This is a genomic window from bacterium (assembly GCA_023228325.1).
Taxonomy (GTDB): domain Bacteria; phylum Auribacterota; class UBA6266; order UBA6266; family UBA6266; genus UBA6266.
This window is the reverse complement of the sequence record JALOBK010000001.1, coordinates 367,187-390,400: the sequence shown is the minus strand read 5'-3', so window position 1 is coordinate 390,400 and position 23,214 is coordinate 367,187. Positions and strand designations below refer to the sequence as shown.

The window sequence follows — 23,214 nt, the reverse complement described above, 5'->3', positions numbered from 1 at the left end:
CGGGGGATACTATGAAAGTTTATGATGCGGTTGTTTCAAGAAGGACTATAAGAAAGTTTAAGCAAAAGAATATTCCTTTTCGGGTTTTGAAAGAGTTGGTAAACGCCGGAAGGCTTGCTCCCAGCGCCGCCAACCTTCAGCCTCTTAAGTTTATTGTAGTTACAAACGCGAAAGTAAGGGAGAAGATATTCAAGTGCCTGAGATGGGCCGGGTATATATCCCCTGACTGGAATCCGTCAGAAGGACAGAAACCCGTAGCCTATATAGTGATAATTAATAATCTGGAGATTGCCGCTCAGGGCCATTTCGAGAGGGACAGCGGCGCCGCCGCGGAGAATATAATCCTTTCGGCATGGGAAAAGAACATCGGTTCCTGCTGGCTTGGCGCGATAGACAGGAAAAAAATCTCTGAAATCCTCAAAATACCGCCGGCTTATTTTGTGGATACGGTTATAGCGCTTGGTGTTAAGGATGAAAAGCCTGATGCCGTAAAATGGGGGGAAAACTGCAGATATTATAAGGGGAAAGACGGGGAACTGAAAATTCCCAAAAGGGCGATAAAGCAAATATTACATAAAGACAGGTTTTGAGTGTTATTTTGCTACAAGGTTTACTACTTTTTTAGGCACGTAGATTTTTTTGATCAGTGCTTTCCCTTCCGTGAACTTCCTGATGTTTTCATTTTTTAAAGCTTTCTCAAGTATCTCTTCTTCCGATATGGATTCGGGAACCTTTAAAACACACCTGACTTTCCCGTTTATCTGTACAGGTATCTCTATTTCATCGAATATTGTAAGTTTGTCGTCATATGAAGGCCAGTTTGATGTGAAAACACTATCATTGTGGGATGTTATTTTCCAGAGTTCTTCGGCCAGATGAGGGGCAAAAGGCGATATCAAAACAATTATTTTTTCTATAGAGTCTTTTTTGACAGGTGTATCCTTTGCTTCTTTGCCGAGCGCGAAATTTATAAATTCCATAAAAGCGCTTATCGCGGTATTGAACCTGAATGATTCAAGCCGCTCAGTAAGATTTTTTATCAGTATGTGGAGCTGCCGCGTGAATGATTCGTCTTCCGGTCCGTCCGAAGATGTATCCCATGCGTTAAGCGTCCATTCCCACAAACGCCTCAGAAACTTATAAACACCCTCTATCCCGTTATCGTTCCATTCGGAATCGACTTCAGGAGGCCCTATGAAAAGTTCGTAAAGTCTTACTGAATCCGTGCCGTACCTGTTTACAAGGTCGTCGGGGCTGACAACATTGCCTTTTGATTTGGACATTTTTTCAAGTTTATTTGTTTTTTCGCTGAATTTGCATACCATACCCTGGTTAAAAAGCCTTGTAAACGGCTCATCGAAGGAAAGATACCCGCAATCAAACAGGACCTTTGTAAAAAACCTGGCGTATAAAAGATGCAATATGGCATGTTCTATGCCTCCCACATAGCAGTCGACAGGCATCCATCCGGACAACTTTTCTTTATCGAACGGGGCTGTTTTCAGTTCCGGACTGGGATACCGCAGGAAATACCAGGATGAACCCGCCCATTGCGGCATTGTATTTGTCTCGCGGCGGGCTTTTCCTCCGCATTTTGGACAATCTGTTTTTACAAATTCCGTGATGTTCGCGAGAGGGGAATCCCCGGTCCCGCTTGGCTGGTATTTTTCGACTTCGGGAAGAAGCACGGGAAGCTGTGCCTCCGGGACGGGAACTTCGCCGCATTTTTCACAGAAGACAATCGGAATCGGTTCTCCCCAGTATCTCTGTCTTGAAAATATCCAGTCTCTTAATTTATATTTCACGGTTTTTTCTGCCAGAGATTTTTCTTCCAGCCATTTTACGATTTCATTTCTGCCTTTGGCGGAATCCATCCGGTCGAATTTGCCGGAATTAACCATTGTTCCTTCTTCCGTATAGGCTTTTAAAAGATTTCCCGAGGAGTCTTTTTCGGATTTTTCCGATGTAATGACTTCTGTTACAGGAAGGCCGAATTTCTTGGCGAAGGCAAAATCTCTGTCGTCATGCGCGGGCACGCACATTATCGCCCCGGTTCCGTAAGAGGCAAGCACATAGTCGCCGGTCCATACAGGTATTTCTTTATTGTTTACCGGGTTTACGGCGTAAGCGCCGGTGAAAACTCCGGTTTTATCTTTTTTTTCCGAGGTCCTTTCTATATCTGATTCTTTTTTTGCCGCTTCAATGTATTCCGTTACGTCTTTTTTATGTTTTTTATCTGTTATCTTCGGTATGAGTTCATGTTCAGGCGCAAGGACGACATATGTAGCGCCGAAAAGCGTATCCGGCCTGGTGGTAAATACTTTTAAGTGATAATCTTTGCCATCGGGAGATTTGACGGCAAATAATATTTCCGCGCCTTCGCTTCTTCCTATCCAGTTTGCCTGCATTATTTTTACTTTTTCAGGCCAGTCGAGTTTTTCAAGGTCTCTCAGCAGGCGCTCCGCGTATTCGGTGATTTTGAGCATCCATTGCATCATATCTTTTTTCTCGATTTCCGAACCGCATCTTTCGCATTTATTGCCTATAACTTCTTCATTCGCGAGTCCCGTTTTGCATTCCGGGCACCAGTTAATCGGCATTTTTTTCCTGTAGGCGAGGCCTCTTTTAAACATTTGCAGGAATATCCATTGGGTCCATTTGTAATATCCGGGGTCGCTTGTGTTTATTTCTCTCGACCAATCGTACATTGCCCCGATTTCCTTAAGTTGCCTGCGTATATTATTTATATTTTTTTCGGTGTTTGCTTTTGGATGCAGGCCTTTTTTGATAGCGTCATTTTCTGCCGGGAGCCCGAAAGAATCCCAGCCCATAGGGTGAAGAAGCCTGAACCCCTTCAGCGTTTTGTATCTGGACCATACGTCGGAAAGCACATAGCCTCTCCAGTGCCCGACATGAAGGCCTGTGCCGGAAGGATAGGGGAACATATCAAGGCAGTAATATTTGGGTTTTATGCTTTGTTCTCCGGTTTTGTATAAACCGGATTTTTCCCAGTTATCCTGCCATTTTTTCTCTATTTTTTTAGGTTCGTATTTCATTTATTTACGCCGTCCCGGAGTATTCGTTTTATAATAGGGAAGAAATTATACCAGAATTGCCTGCCATATAAAGGAAAATATAATCAGCCGCGCGGGAAAGTGAAAAACACTTGACAAAATTAGGCAAGCCTAATATATTTAGAGGCGTCTAAAAAGGAGGTGCATGGTGAGGCCTGAGATGACTGCGTCAATGGAGGATTATCTTGAAAGCATTTATATCTTAAACGAGAGAAAAAAGCATGTAAGAGTAAAAGATATGGCAAGGCGGATGGATGTGAAACCCCCTTCTGTAATAGAGGCTTTAAAATCCCTTGAAAGGAAGAGCTTTGTCGTTCACGAGCCATATGGATATATAGAACTTACGGAAGAAGGGGTTAAAGTGGCGCAAAAAATTTATCAGAGGCACAGAAACTTAAAAAAATTTCTTTCCTGTGTTCTTTGCCTGGATGAGAAAACGGCGGAAAGCGATGCCTGCAGGATTGAACATCATTTAAGCAAAGAAACCCTTGAACGGGTGATGGGCTTTATGTCGTTTATAGAGGAAAAACAGAGCAGAAATAAAGACACGGTTCTGTTCAGGGATTTTAACAGTTATTTCAAGTCCTTTGAGAATAAGTAAAAAATTGATTTAAGATACAGGGAGGCGATTTAAATTAGATGAAAACTCTTAGCACTGTTGATAAAGGGAAGAACGTGAAAGTTGTAAAAATTGGCGCGGGTACAGGACTGTTGGGAAGGCTGAATTCCATGGGTATCTATACAGGGGATAGGATAAAAGTTCTCAATAATGCCGGAGGGCCTGTTATAGTTTCCAAGGACAGCGCGAGGCTTGCTATCGGACGGGGTATGGCACAACAGATATATGTAACAGAGGAAGAATAAAGATGGGGAAGAAGATAACAGTCGCCCTTGCCGGAAATCCTAATTCGGGCAAAACAACTATATTTAACGAGTTGACGGGCTCAAATCAGAAAGTAGCGAATTATCCCGGTGTTACGGTCGAAAAAAAAGAAGGAATTTTCGATTTTCGGAATTATACGGTTTCTCTTGTAGACTTGCCCGGCACCTACAGTCTTACCGCGAATTCGATTGACGAAATAATTGCGCGTGATTTTCTTATAGAAGAAAAACCCGATGTGGTGATAAATGTCATTGATTCTTCAAATCTTGAAAGAAGTCTTTATCTGACAATGCAATTGATGCAGCTTAAAGTCCCTCTTGTGCTTGCGTTCAATATGTACGATGCCGCGTTGAAATCGGGAGTAATCATAAACAGGGAACTTATCAGCGAACTTCTGGGCATACCGTCTGTTTTTACAGTGGCCACCAAAAAATCCGGGATCAATGAACTGCTGGAAAAAAGTGTTTTATTGTATGAAGGTAAAATAAAAAATAAGGATATTACGGTCAATTACGGTGAAGATATAGAGAAAGAACTGAGACAGCTGGAAAGTATTATAGACAGGGATAAATCTCTGTCGGGGAGGTATCCGGTCAAATGGCTGGCGATTAAAATCATTGAACAGGACATCCAGGTTTTAAAAAAAATCCAGGACAGCCCCGTATATGAAGAACTGAAAAAACAGCAGTCAGAAAGTATAAAAAAATTAAAAAGCATATATGCCGATGATGTTTTTGTTCTGATGTCTGACAGGCGTTACGGTTTTATAAGCGGAGCATGTTCCGAAGCGGTAAAAATCACAAAAGAAGACAGGCACACGGTTTCTGATGTCATAGATAAGGTTCTTATACATAGATTGTTCGGGATGCCGATTTTTCTGTTGTCAATGTGGTGTATTTTCAGGCTTACTTTTTTTCTCAGTCAGCCCCTTGTAAATCTTATATATTCCGGCCTGAATATCCTGGGTTCTTTTGTAAACGGGCTTATGCCTGAAGAAAGTTTGATAAGATCATTTATAGTTGATGGAATAATTGGCGGTGTGGGCGGGGTTTTATCGCTTGTGCCTATCATACTGTTGTTGTTTTTTGCTATTGCTGTTCTCGAATATTCAGGTTATATGGCAAGGGTTGCGTTTATTATGGACAGGTTAATGCATAAGATTGGATTACATGGAAGGTCCTTTATTCCTATGCTGCTGGGTTTTGGATGTAATGTCCCGGCTATCATGGCTGCAAGGTCTATTGAAGATTATAATGACAGAATGGTTACCATGTTGGTGAATCCTTTTATGAGCTGCGGCGCGAGATTGCCGGTGTACGCTTTATTTATAGGAGCTTTTTTCCCGGAAAAGATGGCGGGTAATGTTTTATTTTCCATTTATTTGATTGGCATAATTGTTGCGGTTATTATGGCTAAAATGTTCAGAGCGCATATTTTTAAAGGGAAAACCGAATCTTTTGTTATGGAACTGCCTCCTTATCGTATTCCCACGCTTAAACTTGTTTTAATGCATATGTGGGAAAAGGTGTACTCGTATTTAAATAAGGCGGGCACCATTATTTTTATAGGTTGTATGTTTATATGGTTCTTAAGTAACTATCCGGTAAATGTAAATTATTCAAAAGACTATAACAGCCTGATAAAAGAGGCGCGGGAAACAGGTTATCAGTCAAAAGCTGAAGAGCTGCGGGCGGAAAAAGTGAAAGAATCCCTTGAAAAAAGCTATGCCGGGGTTATTGGCAGGAAGATAAGCCCTTTATTGCGTCCTTTGGGGATATATGACTGGAAGGTCTCGGTTTCATTGATTGGGGGAGTTGTTGCAAAGGAGGTAATAATAGGGACATTGGCAACATTATATTCTATCGGGGATTCATCACATATATCTTTACAGGAATCTTTAAAACAGGCCCGATCGTCTGACGGACGCAGGATATATTCCCCTTTAAATGTGTATTCTCTGATGATATTTATCCTTCTTTATGTCCCTTGTATAGCATCTATAGCTGTGATAAAACGTGAGACACATTCATGGTTTTGGCCGGTGTTTACGGCTTTATATACTACATCTATAGCGTGGGTTGTAGCTTTTGCCGTCTTCCAAACCGGCAAACTTTTAGGATTCGGTGTTTGAAGAAATCTAATCGCCTTGCAATTTAACTCCGTTTTATTATACAATCACCGGTTGAATTTTGGAGTTTATTGTGGTTGTTGAATAGTAAAAAACTGAAAATCAAAACATAATAACTTACTGACTTAATAACTATTAACTGAATAACTCAATAACTAATGTTTTGGATTGCGCCCGTAGCTCAGTCCGGACCCGCCACAAAGCGTCGGCGGGCGAGTACTTGAGTATGAGGGTGAAAAGTTATTTTAAGCTCTTTTTGTTGCGATAATCGTTTTGCGCCCGTAGCTCAGTCCGGATAGAGCATCTGCCTCCGGAGCAGAAGGCCGTGCGTTCGAATCGCGCCGGGCGCACCAGTTCAGGATTTAAGATTTAAGCTCGAACAGCTCTATAACACAACCTGGGGGTTGTGCGGATAGAGCAGTCCGATGGATCGGACAGGCCGTGCGTTCGAATCGCGCCGGGCGCGCCATTTATTCTTGACTGATGTTTGTTTTGAAAATACGATATATTAAAGGAGTTTTATTAAATGAGAAGCGATGGAAGAAAAACAGATGAACTCAGGGAAATAAAAATAACCAAAGGATTCATAAGGCATAATCCCGCGTCTGTCCTTATTGAGTTCGGGAATACAAGGGTAATCTGCTCCGCGACGGTGGAAAATGATATCCCGAGATGGCTCAAAGAACAATCCCCCGACTGTGGATGGGTAACCGCGGAGTATTCCATGCTTCCGGCGTCCACCCCTTCGAGAACACAGCGGGAGGCTTCGAGAGGAAAAATCGGAGGAAGGACACATGAGATACAGCGTCTTATAGGCAGGGCGTTAAGGTCTGTGACAGACCTTGAAAAACTCGGCAGAAAAACCATATGGATTGACTGCGATGTTATCGAAGCCGACGGAGGCACGCGGACAGTTTCCATAACCGGAGCTTTTATTGCGCTGAGCCTTGCCGTCGGCAAGATGCTTGAGGAAAAAACATTGAAAACAAATCCTGTCAGGGATTATATCGCCGCGGTCAGTGTCGGTGTCGTAGGATCCGAAATACTGGTTGACCTTTCTTATCAGGAAGATTTTTCCGCTGAAGTCGATATGAATGTTGTGATGACGGGAAAAGGAAAATTCGTTGAAGTGCAGGGCAGCGGGGAAGAATCGGTTTTTTCCAGGGAACAGCTGGATGAAATGCTTTTGCTTGCTTCAAATTCAGTCAGCAAAATCATAAACAGGCAGAAAAAAGCTTTGGAAAATTAACGGCTTTTAAATTATCGGAGGATATATGCTTGAGCTTGTGTTGGCGACGAACAACAAGAATAAGATAAAAGAGATAAAGCAGATACTGAAAGGGCTCCAGATAAAGTTTTACACTCTTGAAGATTTCGAAAACATTGAAAATGTAATTGAAGACGGCAATACATTTGAGGAAAACGCCGTCAAGAAAGCGAAAGAAATCGCGAAACATACGGGGAAACTTACGCTTGCGGATGATTCGGGTATAGAAGTATATGTCCTTGACAATGAACCCGGAGTGAGATCTTCAAGATATGCGGGAGAGAATGCCACCGATATGGAAAATATGATGAAACTGCTGGACAGGATGAAAGGGTTTCCGCCGGAAAGAAGGGGAGCCAGGTTTGTCTGTGTAATAGCGCTTGCCGATAAAGAAGACTTAATAGGGACGGTAACCGGCAGCTGTGAGGGCATTGTGTTAAATGAGCCCAGGGGCGGCGGAGGTTTCGGATATGATCCCATTTTTGCGAAGTTGGAATACGGTAAAAGTTTTGCGGAACTTGATTTGGAAGTTAAAAACCGCATAAGCCACAGGGCAAACGCAATCGAAAAATCAAGGTTGATGCTCGAAAGGCTTATTAACAGGGAATCCTGAAGTTAACGGAATATTTCACCTAAAGGTTTTATTTCTGTTTTTAAAACCGGTTTTTCTATGTTGCCTGTCGCGTGAATAGTTGTCAGCCTGCATTTAAAGTTTCCTATTCTTTTTGCCAGGACTTCCGGCCCCGAATCCCGGGAGTCTTCAAAAAAACCGCTTTCTATCCAGAAATCTATCTTTTTATCAAATCCTATATATCCTTTGGGCATTAACAGAAAATGTTCGCTGGAGAATACCGCGTTCGGAATGAATATTTTTTTATTTTTGATTTCGAAATCCGTTTCGGCTTCCGTGAAGACCGCTTTTTTCAGGTTTGGGTTATTAATGACCAGGATCTGCCAGATACCGTCAAAAAGCTGCATATTCCACAATCTTCCGTCCGAAATTTTCAATACGCCTTTGCCGCTGAACGTTTCGGTTTTACCGGTTATGCCTCCGAGTTTAATATGGAAATCGGTTTTCCCCCTGATATTTTGTTTTTTATCGAGGATTGCGCCGGAAAACCGCTCTAAGTCCATATCTTTTATCCGGGTTTCCAGGGAAAAGGAACCCGGAGACCCGTTTTTAAATAACAGGCTGACGCTGCCTGTCAGGCTGCCGGAACAGACATTTTTTGCCGCGAATTCAATCGCCGCATTTTCCGGCGTGTATTTAAGCCTGCCCGAAATTCCTTCCAATTCCATTTTCCTGTAAGTTATCGCGTCCGATGAAAAATCAACTTCGAGCGTCAGGTTTTCTGATTTTAATTTCTTTCCTTTGGCGCTGCCTTTAATAAATATCTTATTGCCGCTGTATACCGGCAAAGGGTATTCTTTCAGTTTATCCAGAGAAAAAAGATCCTTTAAATCGATGTTCCCCTCAAGAGACAGGTTGTATGACGGTGATTTCAGGTCTGTGAAAATTCCTTTCAGGGTCAGATCCGAGTTCATCCGCCGTATCTCGAGCGGCGATATTGAAATAGCGTCCTCTGTTAATACGATATTTCCCGCGAGTTTTGTGTCGGAATAACCGGCTTCGAAAGTAAGTTTCTTTTCGTTTTTTGTGTTAAAAGAACCTTTGAAATTAAATTTATAGGTAAGGTTTCCGGTCAATGAATTGCTCAAAAAGATATTTTTATCATAAGATATTTTTCCCCTGACATCCCGGATTTCCCCTGTAATGTACGGGCATTTAATATTAATACCGTTTAATTCTATTGCGGCCGATAAGTTTTCCGGGGAAATATCCTCGATGAACCCTTTATAATCCGCCGATAATTCGGCCGGACCGGAAACTTTCAGGTTATTGTATTTAACATAATTTTTGAATATAGAGGTAGAATTCCAGTCGTCTTCAAGGGCCGTTTTGAGGTTTATGTTATAGAAAGGCTTTTTAAAACCGGTTGCCGTTATTTCAGCGTTAAAAGGGTGTTGCAAAAAATCGAAAGAAAGGTTTTTTGACAAAAAACCGCCTGCGTTAAAGAAGAAATCTCCGCGGATATTTTTGATGTTCAGGTTATTTTTCCTGTTGATTGCCGTACAATCCTCAAAAGATATCCTGCCGATAAAATTCCCGGCGCTGCTGCTTTTATCGGATGTTTTCAACATGCCATGGCAATTTCCGGATAACGAAAAATTATCATTTTCCGATTCCAGCCCTTCAAGGTCATACTTCCCGAATATATGTGTTTTTGAGAAAGAGGCTGTTTCCACACGGAAATTGATTTTTGCGGTCCCTTTTTTAAGGTCTATGTCCAGGAAATCTCTTATATAATCCTTGAAAACGGCGGCATCTATTTTTTTCCCGAGTATTTTGAGCCGCAGCTTATCCGAAAAAACATTATGGCTGCCGACAAGCATAATGTTTCTGTATTTGCCTTTTTGGATGGAACCCGACAGTTCAAAATTTACAGACCCTTTTATTGAGGGCGCTATAGCGCCTTTTACGTTATAAAGCGAGAAATTCCTTTTTGTGCCGTAAAACATATCTTCATAGTGAATTTTTCCGCCTTTGATACGGATATTGGGTATTATGCCCGGTACGCTGTTTGTTTTAAAGCCGGATAAATTGACAGAGCCTTTTGCATCTCTTCTTATAAAAAGTTCGCATGAAGACAGGGTTAACCTTTGTATAATATATTTTCCTTTTATGATATCAGTCAGGATAATCCTCATTTCCGCCCTTTCGGCAAAGAAGATGATTTTTTTGTCGTCAAGAGGGTCGGTGATGATGAGGTTCTTGAAGACTATGCCGTTAAATAAATCATATGAGATGTTTTTGAAGAAAACCCTGGTTCCCGTAATATCTTCGAGCTGTTTTTGCGCCAGGATTTTCCCGTCTTTGGAAAGGTACAGGTGATTGATGTAAATACTCAAGAGCGAGAGCAGAAGAAATATAAGCAGGACCGATATCAGAAAATATTTTATCAGGTATCTAAACACTCCGTATCTCCATATGTGTTTATTTTATCTGTTATTGCGGAGAAGCTTTTGCTGGAGATTTATTATCGCGCTTTTTCTTTTATTTTCGTAGCGCTCATTCTTGTTTATTGTGATATCAATAGCTGTGCCCGGCGCGCTTCCTTTGGGAAGGATGCCGAGAGGCAGGACAATGCTGCCCTTTTTGGCGATTTCCAGGACTGCGCAGTTATTGCCTTCAATCCGGTCTATTATTGCGGTAAATTTCATTTTATCTCCTTTAAATAGGTTTTGAATATTTTTACCAGCCGGGGCGAAATAAGCGCCGCGGTTTTTACTATTTCTGCGTGCTTTGATGATTCTTTATCAAAAATATAATTGGTTATGCATGATAATGCGGCGACTTCACATCCGCCGGAAAAAGCTTTTATCGCTTCGGGCACAGTGGACATGCCGACTGCGTCGGCGCCTATTGTTTTAAAAGCTTTTGCTTCGGCCGGTGTTTCATAAACTGGACCGCTTACGGCAAGGTAAACGCCTTTGCGTAAATTTATTTGGTTTTTTTTCGCCGCGGAAAACAGGTTTCCCGATATTTTTTTTGAATACAGGTTTGCCGGATTCACAAATTGTATCGATTTATCGCGGTTTAGCTTCGGTTCCGCGAGCAGGGGATTTGTCCCCATCAGGTTTATATGGTCCGAAATGAGCATGATGCTTCCCGGCCGCATCGTTTTTTGAAGCGACCCCGCGGAATTTATAAAAATGAATTTTTTAACGCCGGCTTTTGACAGTAAAGCTGTTAAATACACCGCATCGGAAATATTGCCGGATTCATAGAAGTGGATTCTTCCTTCCTGAATAAGAAATTTTCTTTTGCCGTAAGCGCATAATTTTAACGTGCCCGAATGCCCTGAGACAGCCGGGGTTTTTGCGAAAGGGATTTTTCTGAAAGGTATTTCCGCCATGATTCTGAACTCTCTGCAATCAAGCTTGATTCCTGTTCCCGTTACTATCGCTGTTTCGGGGACGCGTTTAAACAGTCGTTTTATGTTATCGGCGGCGCGCAGTACCTTTTGTTCTTCCATATCAACTCCTTATCTGTTTTAAAAAGCTTTTGCCGTTTTCCATTTCCGGCAATTCGAGAAATTCTGAGGAAGTCCGGGCAATGTCACAGAAACAGCCGCGAATTCCTATGTTTATGCCTTTGCGCAGTGTTCTGCCGCAACACAACAGAGGAACATACTCTCTTGTGTGGTCGGTTCCCGGAGCGGTAGGATCGTTCCCGTGGTCCGCGGTAAAAATAAGCAGATCATTGTCTTTAAGCGAACCGGTTATTTCGGGGACTTTCATGTCAAATTGTTCGAGCGCGTTCTTATATCCCTCAACATCGTTTCTGTGCCCGTATTTCATATCAAAATCAATTAAGTTAGCGAATATTATGGAAAAATCATGTTTCCCGGCAATCGAATTGATGATATGTCTGCAGCAATCGTTATTATCGTGTATTTTGATGCTTTCGGTAATGCCTCTTGAACTGAAAATATCCGATATTTTACCGATTGAAAGGACTTTAAGCCCGTTTCGGGAAGCATTGTCCAGAAGAGTTTCCTCAGGGCAGGGCAGGCTGAAATCTTTTCTTCCGTCTGTCCGTAAAAAACCGCCTTCTTTTCCTGTAAAAGGCCTTGCTATTACTCTGGCCACGGAATACTTGCCTGACAGGATTTTTCTTGTTTTTTCACAGATTGAATAGAGTTCTTCGGGCGCGACAATGTCTTCATGAGCCGCTATCTGGAAAACGCTGTCGGCGGAAGTATATACTATGAGAGCGCCTGTTTTCATGTGTTCTTTCCCGAGTTCCTTGATTATTTCGGTGCCTGAAGCGGGTTTGTTTCCTAACACTTTTTTACCCGTGGACTGCTCAAATTTTTTTATGAGTTCTTCCGGAAAACCGTTGCAGAAAACCGGAAATCCTTTCTTCGTGACGACACCCGCGATTTCCCAGTGGCCGATAATGGTATCTTTTCCTGAAGATTTTTCCGCCATTTTTCCGAAACATGCCGAAGGATGTGATGCGGGCGGGATATTCTTTATCGGTGTTATGTTGCCCAGGCCGAGTGCGGCGAGGTTAGGCAGTTTAATCCCGGGGTTTCTTTCTGCTATATGCCCCAGTGTGTCGGCTCCTTCGTCACCGTATGATTTGGCATCGGGAAGCGCGCCTATTCCGACGCTGTCCAGCACAATGATAATTATTCTTTTTTTATCTGTGTTCACGCTCAACCTTTACTTTATCCTTATCCTTGAACTTTTTTACATATTGGTCAAGGAGTAAATTTTTTGGGTACGGCTAAAGGAGGATAAGTAAGTGTGTCAAACGGATTCGGGAGTTGAATCTTTATATCAACGACTGCCTCGGAGTCCCGCCTTTGGCGGGACGAGAATGAGTGAGACATATTTACTTATCCTCAGCCCTCACCTTATATTTAACCTCAACCTCAACCTAATTATTTCCTATTTTAAATCTCTCCGGCAGGAGTTCGCTTAGTTTCTTTGATATAATCCTGCCTTTTGCTTCCCATATCACTTCCATTTCGGGTGAAAATTCGGACAATACCTGGCGGCAGGCGCCGCAAGGGGATGCATCCTGCCCTTCGGAAGCGATTATTATTTTTGAAAATTTCCTTTTGCCTTCCGACACAGCTTTGAAAAGAGCGACTCTTTCGGCGCAAACGGTAAGGCCGAAAGACGCATTTTCTATATTGCGTCCTTCGAAGGCCTTGCCGTCTTCGGATATTAAAATTGCTCCGACTTTTACCCCGGAATACGGGGCATAGGCATTTTTCGAGATTTCCTTCGCCTTTTTTATGTATTCAGTGTTTTCCATATACAGCCTCCGGAATAGTGAACGGTATTATTCAATAAGATTGTCCTATTTTTCGGTAAAAATTTCAACCTCAGTTCCATTTGAGAAAACTGATATGTCGCCGTTGATGTCTGTCCTGAACAGTTTTTTCGAGTTTGATTCCAGCCTTTTTAATACTCCGGCGTCGGGATGCCCGAACGGGTTGTTCTTGCCGCATGATATAACTACTATATCGGGGGAACAGAATTTCAGGAAGGCTTCGGAATTTGATGTTTTCGACCCGTGATGGGCCGCCAGGAAAACATTGCATTTCAGGCTGCCGGCATATTTTAAAAGCCTTCTTTCCGCGGGTTTTTCGATGTCCCCCGGGAGAAGAATGGAAATGTCGCCATATGTAATTTTCAGGACAGCCGAATTATTGTTTGACGCGTTGCCGCCTTTAATGAGAGGATCCGGCGGCCATAAACATTGGATCAGGACACTTTCATCGGCTTCAATCAGCATCCCTTCTCTTATAAGATTATATTTACTGCGGTTTCTTTCAACGGCTTTAAGAAAAGAGGCGTAGCTTTCGGTTGTGTGCGGCAGGCCGATATCATAAGTGTTTAAAACTGTAAAATTCTTATATATGTCCGCAAGCCCTCCGCAATGGTCGTCGTCAGGGCTTGAGCATATGACTGCAAAAATCTCTTTTATCCCTGTTTGTCTCAGGAAGGGGACGACTTTTTTTTCTCCGGCGGCAAAAGGGGAGAAAGGGTTGCCGCTTTTCCCCCCGTCATAAACTATTGCGTTTCCGTTAGGCAGGATTATTAAAGTCGCGTTTCCCTGTTTTACGTCCAGGAAATGTATTTCCAGCATGCCCGAAGGCTTGAAAGCCGTTCGTGGGCGGATAATATTTCCCAGGGTGTGGGAAATTAATAAAGAGAAGAGAAATATCAGAAGACAGGAAAAGCAAAAAAGCAGGAATATTTTAATATCTTTTTTCATTCAATAGTGATGAAATCCTGTATTTTGAAAAATGTCATATAGCTTATGCCGGGAACATCGGCTATTTTTTCCGCGGAGGGAAACGGCCCGTTAAGCTTTCTGTATCTTATGATTCTTTCAGCAAGGTTATTGCTGAAACCGGGAAGCATGGCTATTTCTTCCGCGGTTGCCCTGTTGATGTTTATTTTTGATGATTCCGGTCCTGTTAAAACAGGGGAGGACGGCTTATTCCCGTTGAATGTTATCATGTGCGCGATCTTGCCGAGTTTTTTTGCGCCGATTCCCGTAACATTCAGGATATCTTTATCGGATTGAAAAGGCCCGTTTTTATCCCGGTAGGATATGATATTCAAAGCTGTTTTTTCTCCGATTCCGGGCAGCGCCGAAAGTTCTTTTACGCCCGCTGTATTGATATTAATTTTGGAGCCGCCGGTATCCGCGCCGATTTCCCCGTTTTGTTCGACATAGATAAGATTTTGAATATCATTGAATGTGCAGGGCCCTATGCCTGAGACTTTTTGGATATCTTCAATAGATGAAAAAGGTCCGTTCTGCTCGCGGTACCTGATTATTTTTAATGCGGTCACGGGCCCTATGCCGGGTAACTGTTCGAGCTCGTTTTCATCCGCATTATTGATATCGAAACCTGAAAAAGGCGATTCCTGACATACCTCTTTTTTTGTCCCTGCGGAATCTGTTATGCGGTTCAGGGGGACATTTTCGGCGGGTTTTATGGTTAAAGGGAACCGCGGCGTGTTTTCATCTTTGCGGCGCATCTGTTCTGTTTTTAATGAAGCAAGCCCGTAGAATGAAATCCCTATGCCGATAATTATCGATGAAAGGATTATCAAAAATGATATTTTTTTATATTCTTCCGGGTTATTATGTGGCATACGGCACTCCTTTTTTTATAAAATGAATATTAGAGCAGACTTAAACCCGTATCAAGAAAAAAATTAAAGGGTTCAAATAGGGTGCGTATCGTGGTAATATTCCGTTTATTGGCGCAGCTCTTATTCCAACGACAGAAAGGATTATCATAATGAAGGTCAAATTGATACTTGTGTTTATATCGGCTTTTTTGTGCTCTTCGTGCGATGTAGGCGATTATACGCTGAGCAAATTTTACAAAACCGATAAATTGATAGGTGAACTTGATGATTCCGGCAAAAGTGTATCGGATAGAGCCAGGGCAGCGCATTTGCTTAAATATAAACAGGATGAGAAAGCGGTGAAGCCGCTGATGAATGTTCTTGTGGATAAAGATGCAGACGCCAATCTCAGGGCCGAAGCCGCCGTTAGCGCAGGGGTTCTGGCCGGGTCTGACGAAGAAGTGATAAATGAATTGATTTTCCTCTACAGGCAAAGTGAGGATCCGGCGCTTAAAAAAGCGATATTAAACGCTCTTTCCGAAACGGAAGGCAATGCCGTAAAAATGATATTGGCTGACCTGCGGAATTGTGAGACATATGATGTAAGGCTGCAGGACGCCCCTTATACGGCGCTTCACGACCGCTTTACGCGGGTGTCGGATCTGTGGCGGGAATCTTATATGGATTGCAATCCTGCCGGCGGTAAATATTACCTTAAGAATCCGGGTGTTGAAATCGAGATGTGTAATAACGGCGCGTTCGGGTTGTATAACGGAAGGGAATTCAACGGGAATTTTGATGTCAGGGTCCGGCTTGATTACGGGTATGGGCAGTCCTGCGGTATTATACTTTTCAAGAATAAGGACGGCGCGCCCGACACAGCAAACTTTTTCGGCGTTGAAATATTCCGGGATGACGGCGGAAAAACAAAAGCGAGAGTTGTTTCCAGGAAAGACGGTAATGACTTTTTGAGGCTTAATAAGAGATGGCGGGCTAAATTCGAATATGAACTGGGCGGTGAAGTTTTCGGCAAAAAAGCCGCGGCTCTGCGCATCGCGAGGGATGAGAAAGCCGGATGCATGCATTTTTATTACCGATATGACAGGGTTATTGACGGTAAAAGGCGAGAGGGATGGATGGAATTTTCGACGCTGCCTGATATATCGGATGAGAATTTTAACCTGTACCTCTATGTCACATCGACCGGCGTTACACATTCAAAGAGTTTATTTAAGGATGTAGTTGTAGAACAGACTTTGCCGGATGATTTATCCGATAAGGATACGGGTTTCGGGGCTAAATGGAGGGACTATACTTTCTCGGGTTTTACCGGCAGGGGGATTGTTGTTTCCTTTGATGAGGTTTTCCCTTTCTATAAGGATTCGAAGTTTGTATTCTGGTCGGAAGCGAATTATCAGCCGTGGTGGCACATAGATGACAAATGCGGGGTTTCATATGAGTTTTGCGAAATCTGGAACGGGGGAGTCTCCGGCTGCTGCGAACCCATGAGCGATAGGATGAGAAGATGGTCCAAAGCGGATATCGTTGAATCGAATGACGCGCGTGTCGTTGTCCACTGGCGTTATGTGCTTGCTAATACAGAATATAAATGGTGGGGAATGAGCCCCGACGAGAAACCGCATGCCGACGAATGGTACTATTTCTATCCTGACGGGACAGGGGTGCGCAAATTGGTTTACACGCCTTCTTTAAATACCAAATATGAAAAGAGCTGGAATGAGATCTCGGAGCTTATGACGATAAACCGTTCAGGCGTCAGGCCGTCGGAGTTTCTCAGCCAGACTGCGGTGACGATGTTGAACCTTGAGGGAAAGAAAATCGATTTTCTGTGGGATTTATCCGAGGAAAAACCTCCCGCTAAAATGGATCCGGATACACGCACATGGAATGAGGCAATCTGCAGGGTAAATCTTGCCGGCAGGCCGGCTGCGTTCGAAGTCTTTGCCCAGAGCGATGAAACCCACGCCAAAACTTTTCCCATGCAGTATAAAGACTGGTGGGGGCACTACGGGCAGGACTGGTCATTTGAGATGAGAGGCGGATATGAATTTAAAGATGATTTCTGGACTTTTTCACATTGGCCTATAAGCAAGATACCTTATGATGAGGATGTAAAGACCAACGGTAAATTTTTGAGGGAGCCGTCACATACGTCCCTGCTTCCTGTCGCGGGACATCCGGGAGCCACCGGAGTCACGACATGGGCGATGCTTATAGGCTTGAGCGGAGAGGGTGACGATAAGGATTTGCTGGATAAGACCAGATCGTGGCTTTACCCCGGGGAAATAGAGATGAAAAGCGATAGCAGCGTTTTTGTGGAAAACGATTATTATCAAAGGGCGCTGATATTTAACAATGTAAAGAAAGACCGGAAATGCGATTTTAGGCTTGATCCGGAAAGCAGGAATTCGGTTGTCGTTAACCCTGTTTTTATCGTTAATGGCTGGAGCGGGAATAGCATATCTGTGAAAGCCGGCGGCAAACTCCTGGAAGAAGGGGTTGATTTCAGGTCTGCGGTCATCGGGAATAAGGCGCTCGTGTGGGTTCGGATGAAATTTGATAAACCGGTTATATTTAACATATTCGCCGCAGAACACAACACCGAAAATAAGAAAACAGATTAACGGATTATCTTATAGATTAATTTTTGTTTTGCGGGCCTGGTTTTTGAAACAGAAAATGAATCGAGAAGCCTTTCTTTTGCATATACCATAATATTTTGCCTTGAAGTGTATATGGTTGCCAGGGTCTCGCCCTTATCGGTAAAATCGCCGATTTTTTTGTGAAGAATAATGCCTGCTCCCGGGTCGATTTTTGAAGACAGGTCTTTTCTGCCTGCGCCTGTCATTACGGCTGTCAATCCTATCTCATGGGTGTTTATATCCTTGATATATCCTTTCCGGGGTGATTTTAAGCGACAGGCATATTTTGAAGAAGGAAGAAGAGAAGGATTTTCCAGCGATTTTACGTCGCCTCCCTGATTTTTCGCCATTTCACACAATTTCCTGAAGGCCGATCCGTCTTCGATAAGCCGCAACGCAAGGATTTTCCCCGCCTGGATGCTTTTTGTTTTTTTCCCAAAAAGGAACATATGCGCCGCGAATTCCACGCATAATGATTTCAGGTCTTCAGGGCCCCTGTCATGCAGTGTTTCTATGCATTCTTTTATCTCAAGCGAATTGCCTATCGCGTATCCGAGGGGCTGGTTCATGTCGGTTATAATAGCCGCGCATTTTCTTTTCATGTTTTTTGCTATTTTTACCAGCAGCAGCGCCAGTTTTTCCGAGTCTTCGATATCTTTGATGAATGCGCCGTTTCCGGTTTTAACGTCTAAAAGCAGGGCATTTGCGCCTTCAGCAAGTTTTTTGCTCATTATACTGGCCGCAATAAGAGGTATGCTGTCGACGGTTGCCGTTATATCCCTGAGGGCATATATTTTCTTGTCTGCCGGCGCGATTTTTTCCGTTTGTCCTATCATTGCGACCTTTGATTTTTTTAAGAACCTGAAAAAATCATTTTTGGAAAGGTTGGTCCGGAATCCCGGTATGGATTCCAGCTTGTCGAGGGTCCCGCCGGTGTGGCCGAGGGACCTTCCGCACATCATGGGAACAGTCACTCCGCCCGCAGCGGCTAACGGGGCGAGGATTATGGACACTTTGTCCCCGACGCCTCCGGTTGAATGTTTATCCACTGTACATTTGCTTATTTTTGAAAGGGACAGGACATCGCCGCTGTTCATCATGGATTTTGTAAGGGAAAAGATTTCGTTTTCGGACATGCCCATGAAAAATATAGCCATCAGAAGCGCGGAAAACTGATAAGAAGGTATCGAGCCTTTATTAAAACCCCGGACCATAAAATCGATTTCAGGTCCTGACAGGTTTCCGCCGTTTCTCTTTTTCAGGATTATTTCATATGGCGACATGTGGGTTTTGCTCATGATTTGATTATATTTTTTAAGCGGCATATAGTCAACTAGTTACGGCAGTATTATATATATTGTGATGAGCCGGCCTTGACATATTAATAATAAACAGGTATATTACCGGTATATAGGAGATGGTATTATGAGAAAACCGGTTTTTGTCTTTGTAAGTCTTTTTTTGTTCCTGAATATGGTTTCTGCCGAAGAGATGTTCTTTTTTAAGAGTGACGGTGAAGGGCTTGTGGATTATAAGTATTCATATCCCGATATCACATCGGCCATAAATATTGTTGATGAGGATGAAAACGGATACGCAGCTGAAATCGTCCTTGATCCGGGTTGCTATTCGGGAGCCGCGGTAGGAGTGTCGGATTATTTCTGCCTTGTTCCCGACAGGGATGATTATTACCTGGAATTCGAGGCGAAACATGCGGGGAGCCTCGGCGCCCTTTTTGTTTCGCTGGTTTCGGAAGAGCGGGAAGGGAAAAAAGCCGAGACGACGGTTATTGCCGCGCCGGTTTACGGGCTTATAAGTAAGGATTGGAATACTTTTTCTGTTCCTGTTTCCGATTTTCCATTTACAGGAAAGTTCTGGAACGGCAGTTATATGGAGAACCTGCCTTTTGGCTGGGACGGGATAAAAGAAGTTAAATTCTCCATAGCTCCCCGGAAGGATGAACAGGAAGTAAGGTTATTTGTCAGGAACATTAAATTTGTAAAGAGAGGAAAACGGTTTGCGTTTATAAACGGGAAAATTATTGATGAGGATGACCCCCAGGCGCAATGCCTGTATGGGGTGTTCATTGAAGGCCTTCCCGATTCGCTTGACGGCATAAACGAATATATGTCATTTGCCGGAAGGAAACCCGCGATCATATCATGGTATTCCGATTATTCGCTCCCGTTCAATAAAGATAAAGCGCTTAATGTTTTTAAGAATAATATGATCCCTCTTATCATATGGGAAAGCTGGTATCAGGATGACAGGAACGCCATAAAACTCGACGATATTATTTCCGGAAAACATGACCTTTATATTGAAAAGTTTGCGGAAGATGTCCGGGAAGTTAATATCCCTGTGTGGATCTGCTGGGGACACGAATTTAACGGTTACTGGTACCCGTGGTCCATTGCCGAAAATGAAAAAGACGCGAAAAAATTCGCCGCGGCTTACAGGCATATAATCGATATTTTCAGGGAGAAAAAAGCAGGTAATGTTAAATGGATCTGGACGATAAGTTACAAGATTGAACACGGGAAAGATGGCTGGAATGATATTAAAGCTGCTTATCCCGGCGACGATTATGTGGATTTTCTCGGGATGACCGGCTACAACGGGGGCGAAGATCAGGCAAAAGCCGGCGAATGGATTGAATTTAATGAAATATTTTCCGGCGCTTATAAAGAGTTAACCGCAAATTTTTCAGGGAAAGATATTCTCATACTGGAAGTCGCGTCGTCGGAAACGGGAGGCAGCAAAGCCGATTGGATAAGGAATATGGACAGCGCGCTGCAAAACGAATTTCCCGCTGTTAAAGGTTTTATATGGTTTAATGTCAGGAAGGAAAGGGACTGGAGAATCAATTCCTCGGAAGATGCCCTGTTGGCTTTCAGGGAAATATCGGGAAAACCGTATTATAAAAGTGATCCCGCGGAATATCTCAGGGGTTTTACGGGGCCTGTCAAGGATGAGGAAGACGAAAGAAAATCAGGAGACATACCTTTGAATAACACGCTTTCCAAATATGAGCCTGAATCGGGTTGCTATGTCGGGGCGGTGCTTGATTGGGCTGAGATTTCGCAGGATAAAAATGCCGGTGACTCCGTTGATGCTTTCAGGAGGGGAATAGAATCATTTAAATCTGTTTACGGCCGAAAGCATATACTGTTTGAGCAGTTCATATTTTTTCCGCACGGGGCTGACTGGCAGGAAAAAGAGTTGAAAGGCAAATATCCCAAATGGGATTACGACCCTGCCGGCTGGGCGACAGCGAAAGATTTTTGCTCTGCCGTAATTGATTGCGGGGGAGTCCCTGTTTTGACTTTGGAACCTTATGTTTTCGGAAATTTTTATGAAGATTGGAAGGACGGGAACCCGGCTTACGACAGCACAAAGGAGTTTGCCGTTTCCTGCGGTAAAATGGGTCGCCCTGTTTTTATAAGGTTTGCCCACGAAATGAACGGAAGCTGGTACCCGTGGTGCGTGTGGATGGATAAGAATAAAAATACCGTCTATGATAAGGGCGAAGAGACCGGCCATACTCCTGAGAACTACAGGACGGCTTTTAAAAATGTTTCCGGGCTGTTTAAAAAGTATGCGTCGAACGCCGCCGTCATCTGGTGCCCGAATCACGGCTGGCTCGGCAGTGAGAGGAAGGATAATTATACAGGATTTTATCCGGGAGACGAGTATGTTGACTGGGTCGGACTTGATTTTTATGAGAGAGGATGGTCTTTTCCCGGCATGGAATCGAAGATATGGGGAGGATTGTTCGCTTACGGTCTTACGCATGATTCTCTTGATGATATGTCCACGCCTGAAAACGAAAGCGTGAATTTTTATAAAGTGTATTGCGAAGAGAAGCAAAAACCGCTGATGATATGCGAAACAGGCGCAACACTGACTTATCGTGATGATTTGACCGGTGAACAGAGAAGGGAACTGAGCCACGAATGGAAAGGCGGAAAGTGGAACCCCGGGGAATACGGCTGGATTATGGGCGTATACGGCACATCGCAGTTAAAAACCAGTAAGCACAACTACAATATAGATGCGGCATTTCCCAAGCTTAAGGCCATAATATGGTTCAACCAGGCTAAAAGGGAAGATGTCCCCGTCGAAATAAACAAGTTTATGGAAGGAGAATTTTCGGATGCGGTTGGTTATGGCCCGAAAAAAATCAAGTGGTTCAACAACGGGTGGTGCGACTACAGGGTCGGCAATAATTCGGTTGATGAAAACACAAAACATGATATAAAATATAGTTCTGAAGCTGAGATAAAATTATACAGGGAACTTACGGGTGTGGAGTATTTTAAAGGCGAGTTTGCATCTGGGCAGACTTATAAGGGGGAAAGATGAAAAAAATCCTGTTTTTTGTGTTGATGTTTGTTTTCGCGGGTTTCTGCCAGGCGAAAGATGTTGCGGTGTTTTTTGAAGGCGATATAGATGCGGCAATGGGTATGTATGTTTACGTTTTTCCCGAAAACAGCGCGAGTTTTGATGTTATGGAAAAAGACGGGAAAAATGTTTTAAAAGTTATCCTTGACCCGAATACATGGTCCGGTTTGAGTTTAGGCAAGTATCCTCTGCTTAACGTGTCGAAAGATGTCCGGAGCGCAATGCTTGAAATTAAGATAAAAGGCGGTAAAGGCGGAGAAAAAGTAAGGGTTTCCGTTCTTGACGCGGAAGATTCAGACGGCAAAAAGGTGGAAGTAAGCAAGCTGCTCTCCCCCCTGAAAGCCGATTGGGAGATTTTGAAGATAAGACTCACCGAATTTCCTGTTGACGGCGGATATTGGGACGGCGCGCAGATGAATCCGGCGAAACTCGACTGGTCGGAAATAAAGGAAATCAGGGTTGTAAGCAGTCCCAACCAGAATGCGGAAGTTGAATTTTTTATCGAATATGTGAAAGTTATCAAGCCTGATGCCGTGCTTTAAGGTCGCATAAATATATAACAAACGGGGGTTGAAACAGTTACAAACCCCCGTTTTTTTATTGACTCGGCATATGTTATATTGTAATATTCGGCTTTTCCGAAAGACGGTTGACGATCTTTATAAGTGGTTTGATTCAGGAATAGTTCGGGAAGTGATTTCCGGGGACGTTTGTAAGCCCCGTCGAGACTTGCTTCGCTCGACTACGTAACTTATGTTCGTTATACTCCATAAGTCACAGTCTTGCGCAACAATCAGTTTTTATAGTTCTTTATGTTTTTAGATGTAGTCAAATGATGGGCGGTTAGCTCAGCTGGGAGAGCACCTGCCTTATCCCGTGAGACTGCAGTTTACGGAACGAAAGTGAACGTAAATTGCAAAGTCGAAGTGGATCCCGCCTTGGCGGGGCAAGCAGGACACGGGATTACGCTCGACTACGTAACTTATGTTCGTTATACTTCATAAGTCACAGTCTTGCGTAACAATCAGTTTTTATGGTTCTTTATGTTTTTAGATGTAGTCAAA

18 protein-coding genes and 1 tRNA gene are annotated in these 23,214 nt (G+C 43.3%); 10 read left to right on the top strand and 9 right to left on the bottom strand.

The genetic code is table 11. The features are described from left to right. Positions 1–11: 11 nt before the first annotated feature. Entirely contained in the window at positions 12–590 is a 579-nt protein-coding gene (locus M0R36_01825; GenBank protein ID MCK9554548.1) for a nitroreductase family protein, read from the top strand. 3 nt (positions 591–593) lie between these two features. On the opposite strand, the gene leuS is transcribed toward M0R36_01825, so the two are convergent. Beyond that, entirely contained in the window at positions 594–3,056 is a 2,463-nt protein-coding gene (gene leuS, locus M0R36_01820; GenBank protein MCK9554547.1) for a leucine--tRNA ligase, read from the bottom strand. Between the two features lie 163 nt (positions 3,057–3,219). Between leuS and M0R36_01815 the strand changes: the two genes are divergently transcribed. From M0R36_01815 to M0R36_01790, 6 genes are all read left to right on the top strand, one after another. Continuing rightward, positions 3,220–3,675 carry a metal-dependent transcriptional regulator gene (locus tag M0R36_01815; protein MCK9554546.1) on the top strand — a complete coding sequence of 152 codons (456 nt, stop codon included), beginning with the start codon at positions 3,220–3,222 and terminating at the stop codon, positions 3,673–3,675. Positions 3,676–3,713: 38 nt separating this feature from the next. Continuing rightward, entirely contained in the window at positions 3,714–3,938 is a 225-nt protein-coding gene (locus M0R36_01810; protein ID MCK9554545.1) for a ferrous iron transport protein A, read from the top strand. A gap of 2 nt (positions 3,939–3,940) precedes the next feature. Beyond that, entirely contained in the window at positions 3,941–6,088 is a 2,148-nt protein-coding gene (gene feoB, locus M0R36_01805; GenBank protein ID MCK9554544.1) for a ferrous iron transport protein B, read from the top strand. A 272-nt stretch (positions 6,089–6,360) separates the two neighbouring features. Continuing rightward, positions 6,361–6,438 (top strand) — tRNA-Arg (locus M0R36_01800). A 173-nt stretch (positions 6,439–6,611) separates the two neighbouring features. Next, a complete protein-coding gene (gene rph / locus M0R36_01795; protein ID MCK9554543.1) occupies positions 6,612–7,334 on the top strand; it encodes a ribonuclease PH in 723 nt (240 codons plus the stop codon). 25 nt (positions 7,335–7,359) lie between these two features. Further along, complete coding sequence (locus tag M0R36_01790) at positions 7,360–7,965, top strand: XTP/dITP diphosphatase (protein ID MCK9554542.1); 606 nt, start codon at positions 7,360–7,362, stop codon at positions 7,963–7,965. A gap of 2 nt (positions 7,966–7,967) precedes the next feature. Here M0R36_01790 and M0R36_01785 read toward each other — a convergent pair whose 3' ends face one another. The 7 genes from M0R36_01785 to M0R36_01755 all read right to left on the bottom strand — a co-directional run bounded on the left by M0R36_01785 (position 7,968) and on the right by M0R36_01755 (position 15,104). Then, positions 7,968–10,388, bottom strand: coding sequence for a DUF748 domain-containing protein (locus tag M0R36_01785; protein ID MCK9554541.1), 2,421 nt, complete (start codon positions 10,386–10,388; stop codon positions 7,968–7,970). A 24-nt stretch (positions 10,389–10,412) separates the two neighbouring features. After that, a complete protein-coding gene (locus tag M0R36_01780) occupies positions 10,413–10,634 on the bottom strand; it encodes a DUF3006 domain-containing protein (protein MCK9554540.1) in 222 nt (73 codons plus the stop codon). Further along, entirely contained in the window at positions 10,631–11,449 is an 819-nt protein-coding gene (locus M0R36_01775; protein MCK9554539.1) for a purine-nucleoside phosphorylase, read from the bottom strand. The genes M0R36_01780 and M0R36_01775 overlap by 4 nt, the downstream gene beginning before the upstream one ends. Before the next feature lies 1 nt (position 11,450). Further along, positions 11,451–12,635 (bottom strand): phosphopentomutase, encoded by a 1,185-nt coding sequence (locus tag M0R36_01770; GenBank protein MCK9554538.1) that lies wholly within the window; start codon positions 12,633–12,635, stop codon positions 11,451–11,453. A gap of 226 nt (positions 12,636–12,861) precedes the next feature. After that, positions 12,862–13,245 (bottom strand): cytidine deaminase, encoded by a 384-nt coding sequence (gene cdd, locus M0R36_01765; protein ID MCK9554537.1) that lies wholly within the window; start codon positions 13,243–13,245, stop codon positions 12,862–12,864. 45 nt (positions 13,246–13,290) lie between these two features. Continuing rightward, positions 13,291–14,211 carry an MBL fold metallo-hydrolase gene (locus M0R36_01760; protein ID MCK9554536.1) on the bottom strand — a complete coding sequence of 307 codons (921 nt, stop codon included), beginning with the start codon at positions 14,209–14,211 and terminating at the stop codon, positions 13,291–13,293. Next, positions 14,208–15,104: a ComEA family DNA-binding protein gene (locus M0R36_01755; protein ID MCK9554535.1), complete on the bottom strand. Its 897-nt coding sequence runs from the start codon at positions 15,102–15,104 to the stop codon at positions 14,208–14,210. Before M0R36_01755 ends, M0R36_01760 begins: the two co-directional genes overlap by 4 nt. Before the next feature lie 149 nt (positions 15,105–15,253). On the opposite strand from M0R36_01755, the gene M0R36_01750 reads away from it, so the two are divergent. Next, positions 15,254–17,728 (top strand): HEAT repeat domain-containing protein, encoded by a 2,475-nt coding sequence (locus tag M0R36_01750; GenBank protein MCK9554534.1) that lies wholly within the window; start codon positions 15,254–15,256, stop codon positions 17,726–17,728. Here the strand turns inward: M0R36_01750 and M0R36_01745 are convergent. After that, a complete protein-coding gene (locus tag M0R36_01745) occupies positions 17,725–19,044 on the bottom strand; it encodes a thymidine phosphorylase (GenBank protein MCK9554533.1) in 1,320 nt (439 codons plus the stop codon). The genes M0R36_01750 and M0R36_01745 overlap by 4 nt on opposite strands. A 127-nt stretch (positions 19,045–19,171) precedes the next feature. On the opposite strand from M0R36_01745, the gene M0R36_01740 reads away from it, so the two are divergent. Both M0R36_01740 and M0R36_01735 read left to right on the top strand, forming a co-directional pair. Further along, entirely contained in the window at positions 19,172–22,111 is a 2,940-nt protein-coding gene (locus M0R36_01740; GenBank protein MCK9554532.1) for a hypothetical protein, read from the top strand. Next, positions 22,108–22,692, top strand: a complete 585-nt coding sequence (locus M0R36_01735) for a hypothetical protein (GenBank protein MCK9554531.1) — start codon at positions 22,108–22,110, stop codon at positions 22,690–22,692. Before M0R36_01740 ends, M0R36_01735 begins: the two co-directional genes overlap by 4 nt. The last annotated feature ends 522 nt before the right edge of the window (positions 22,693–23,214 follow it).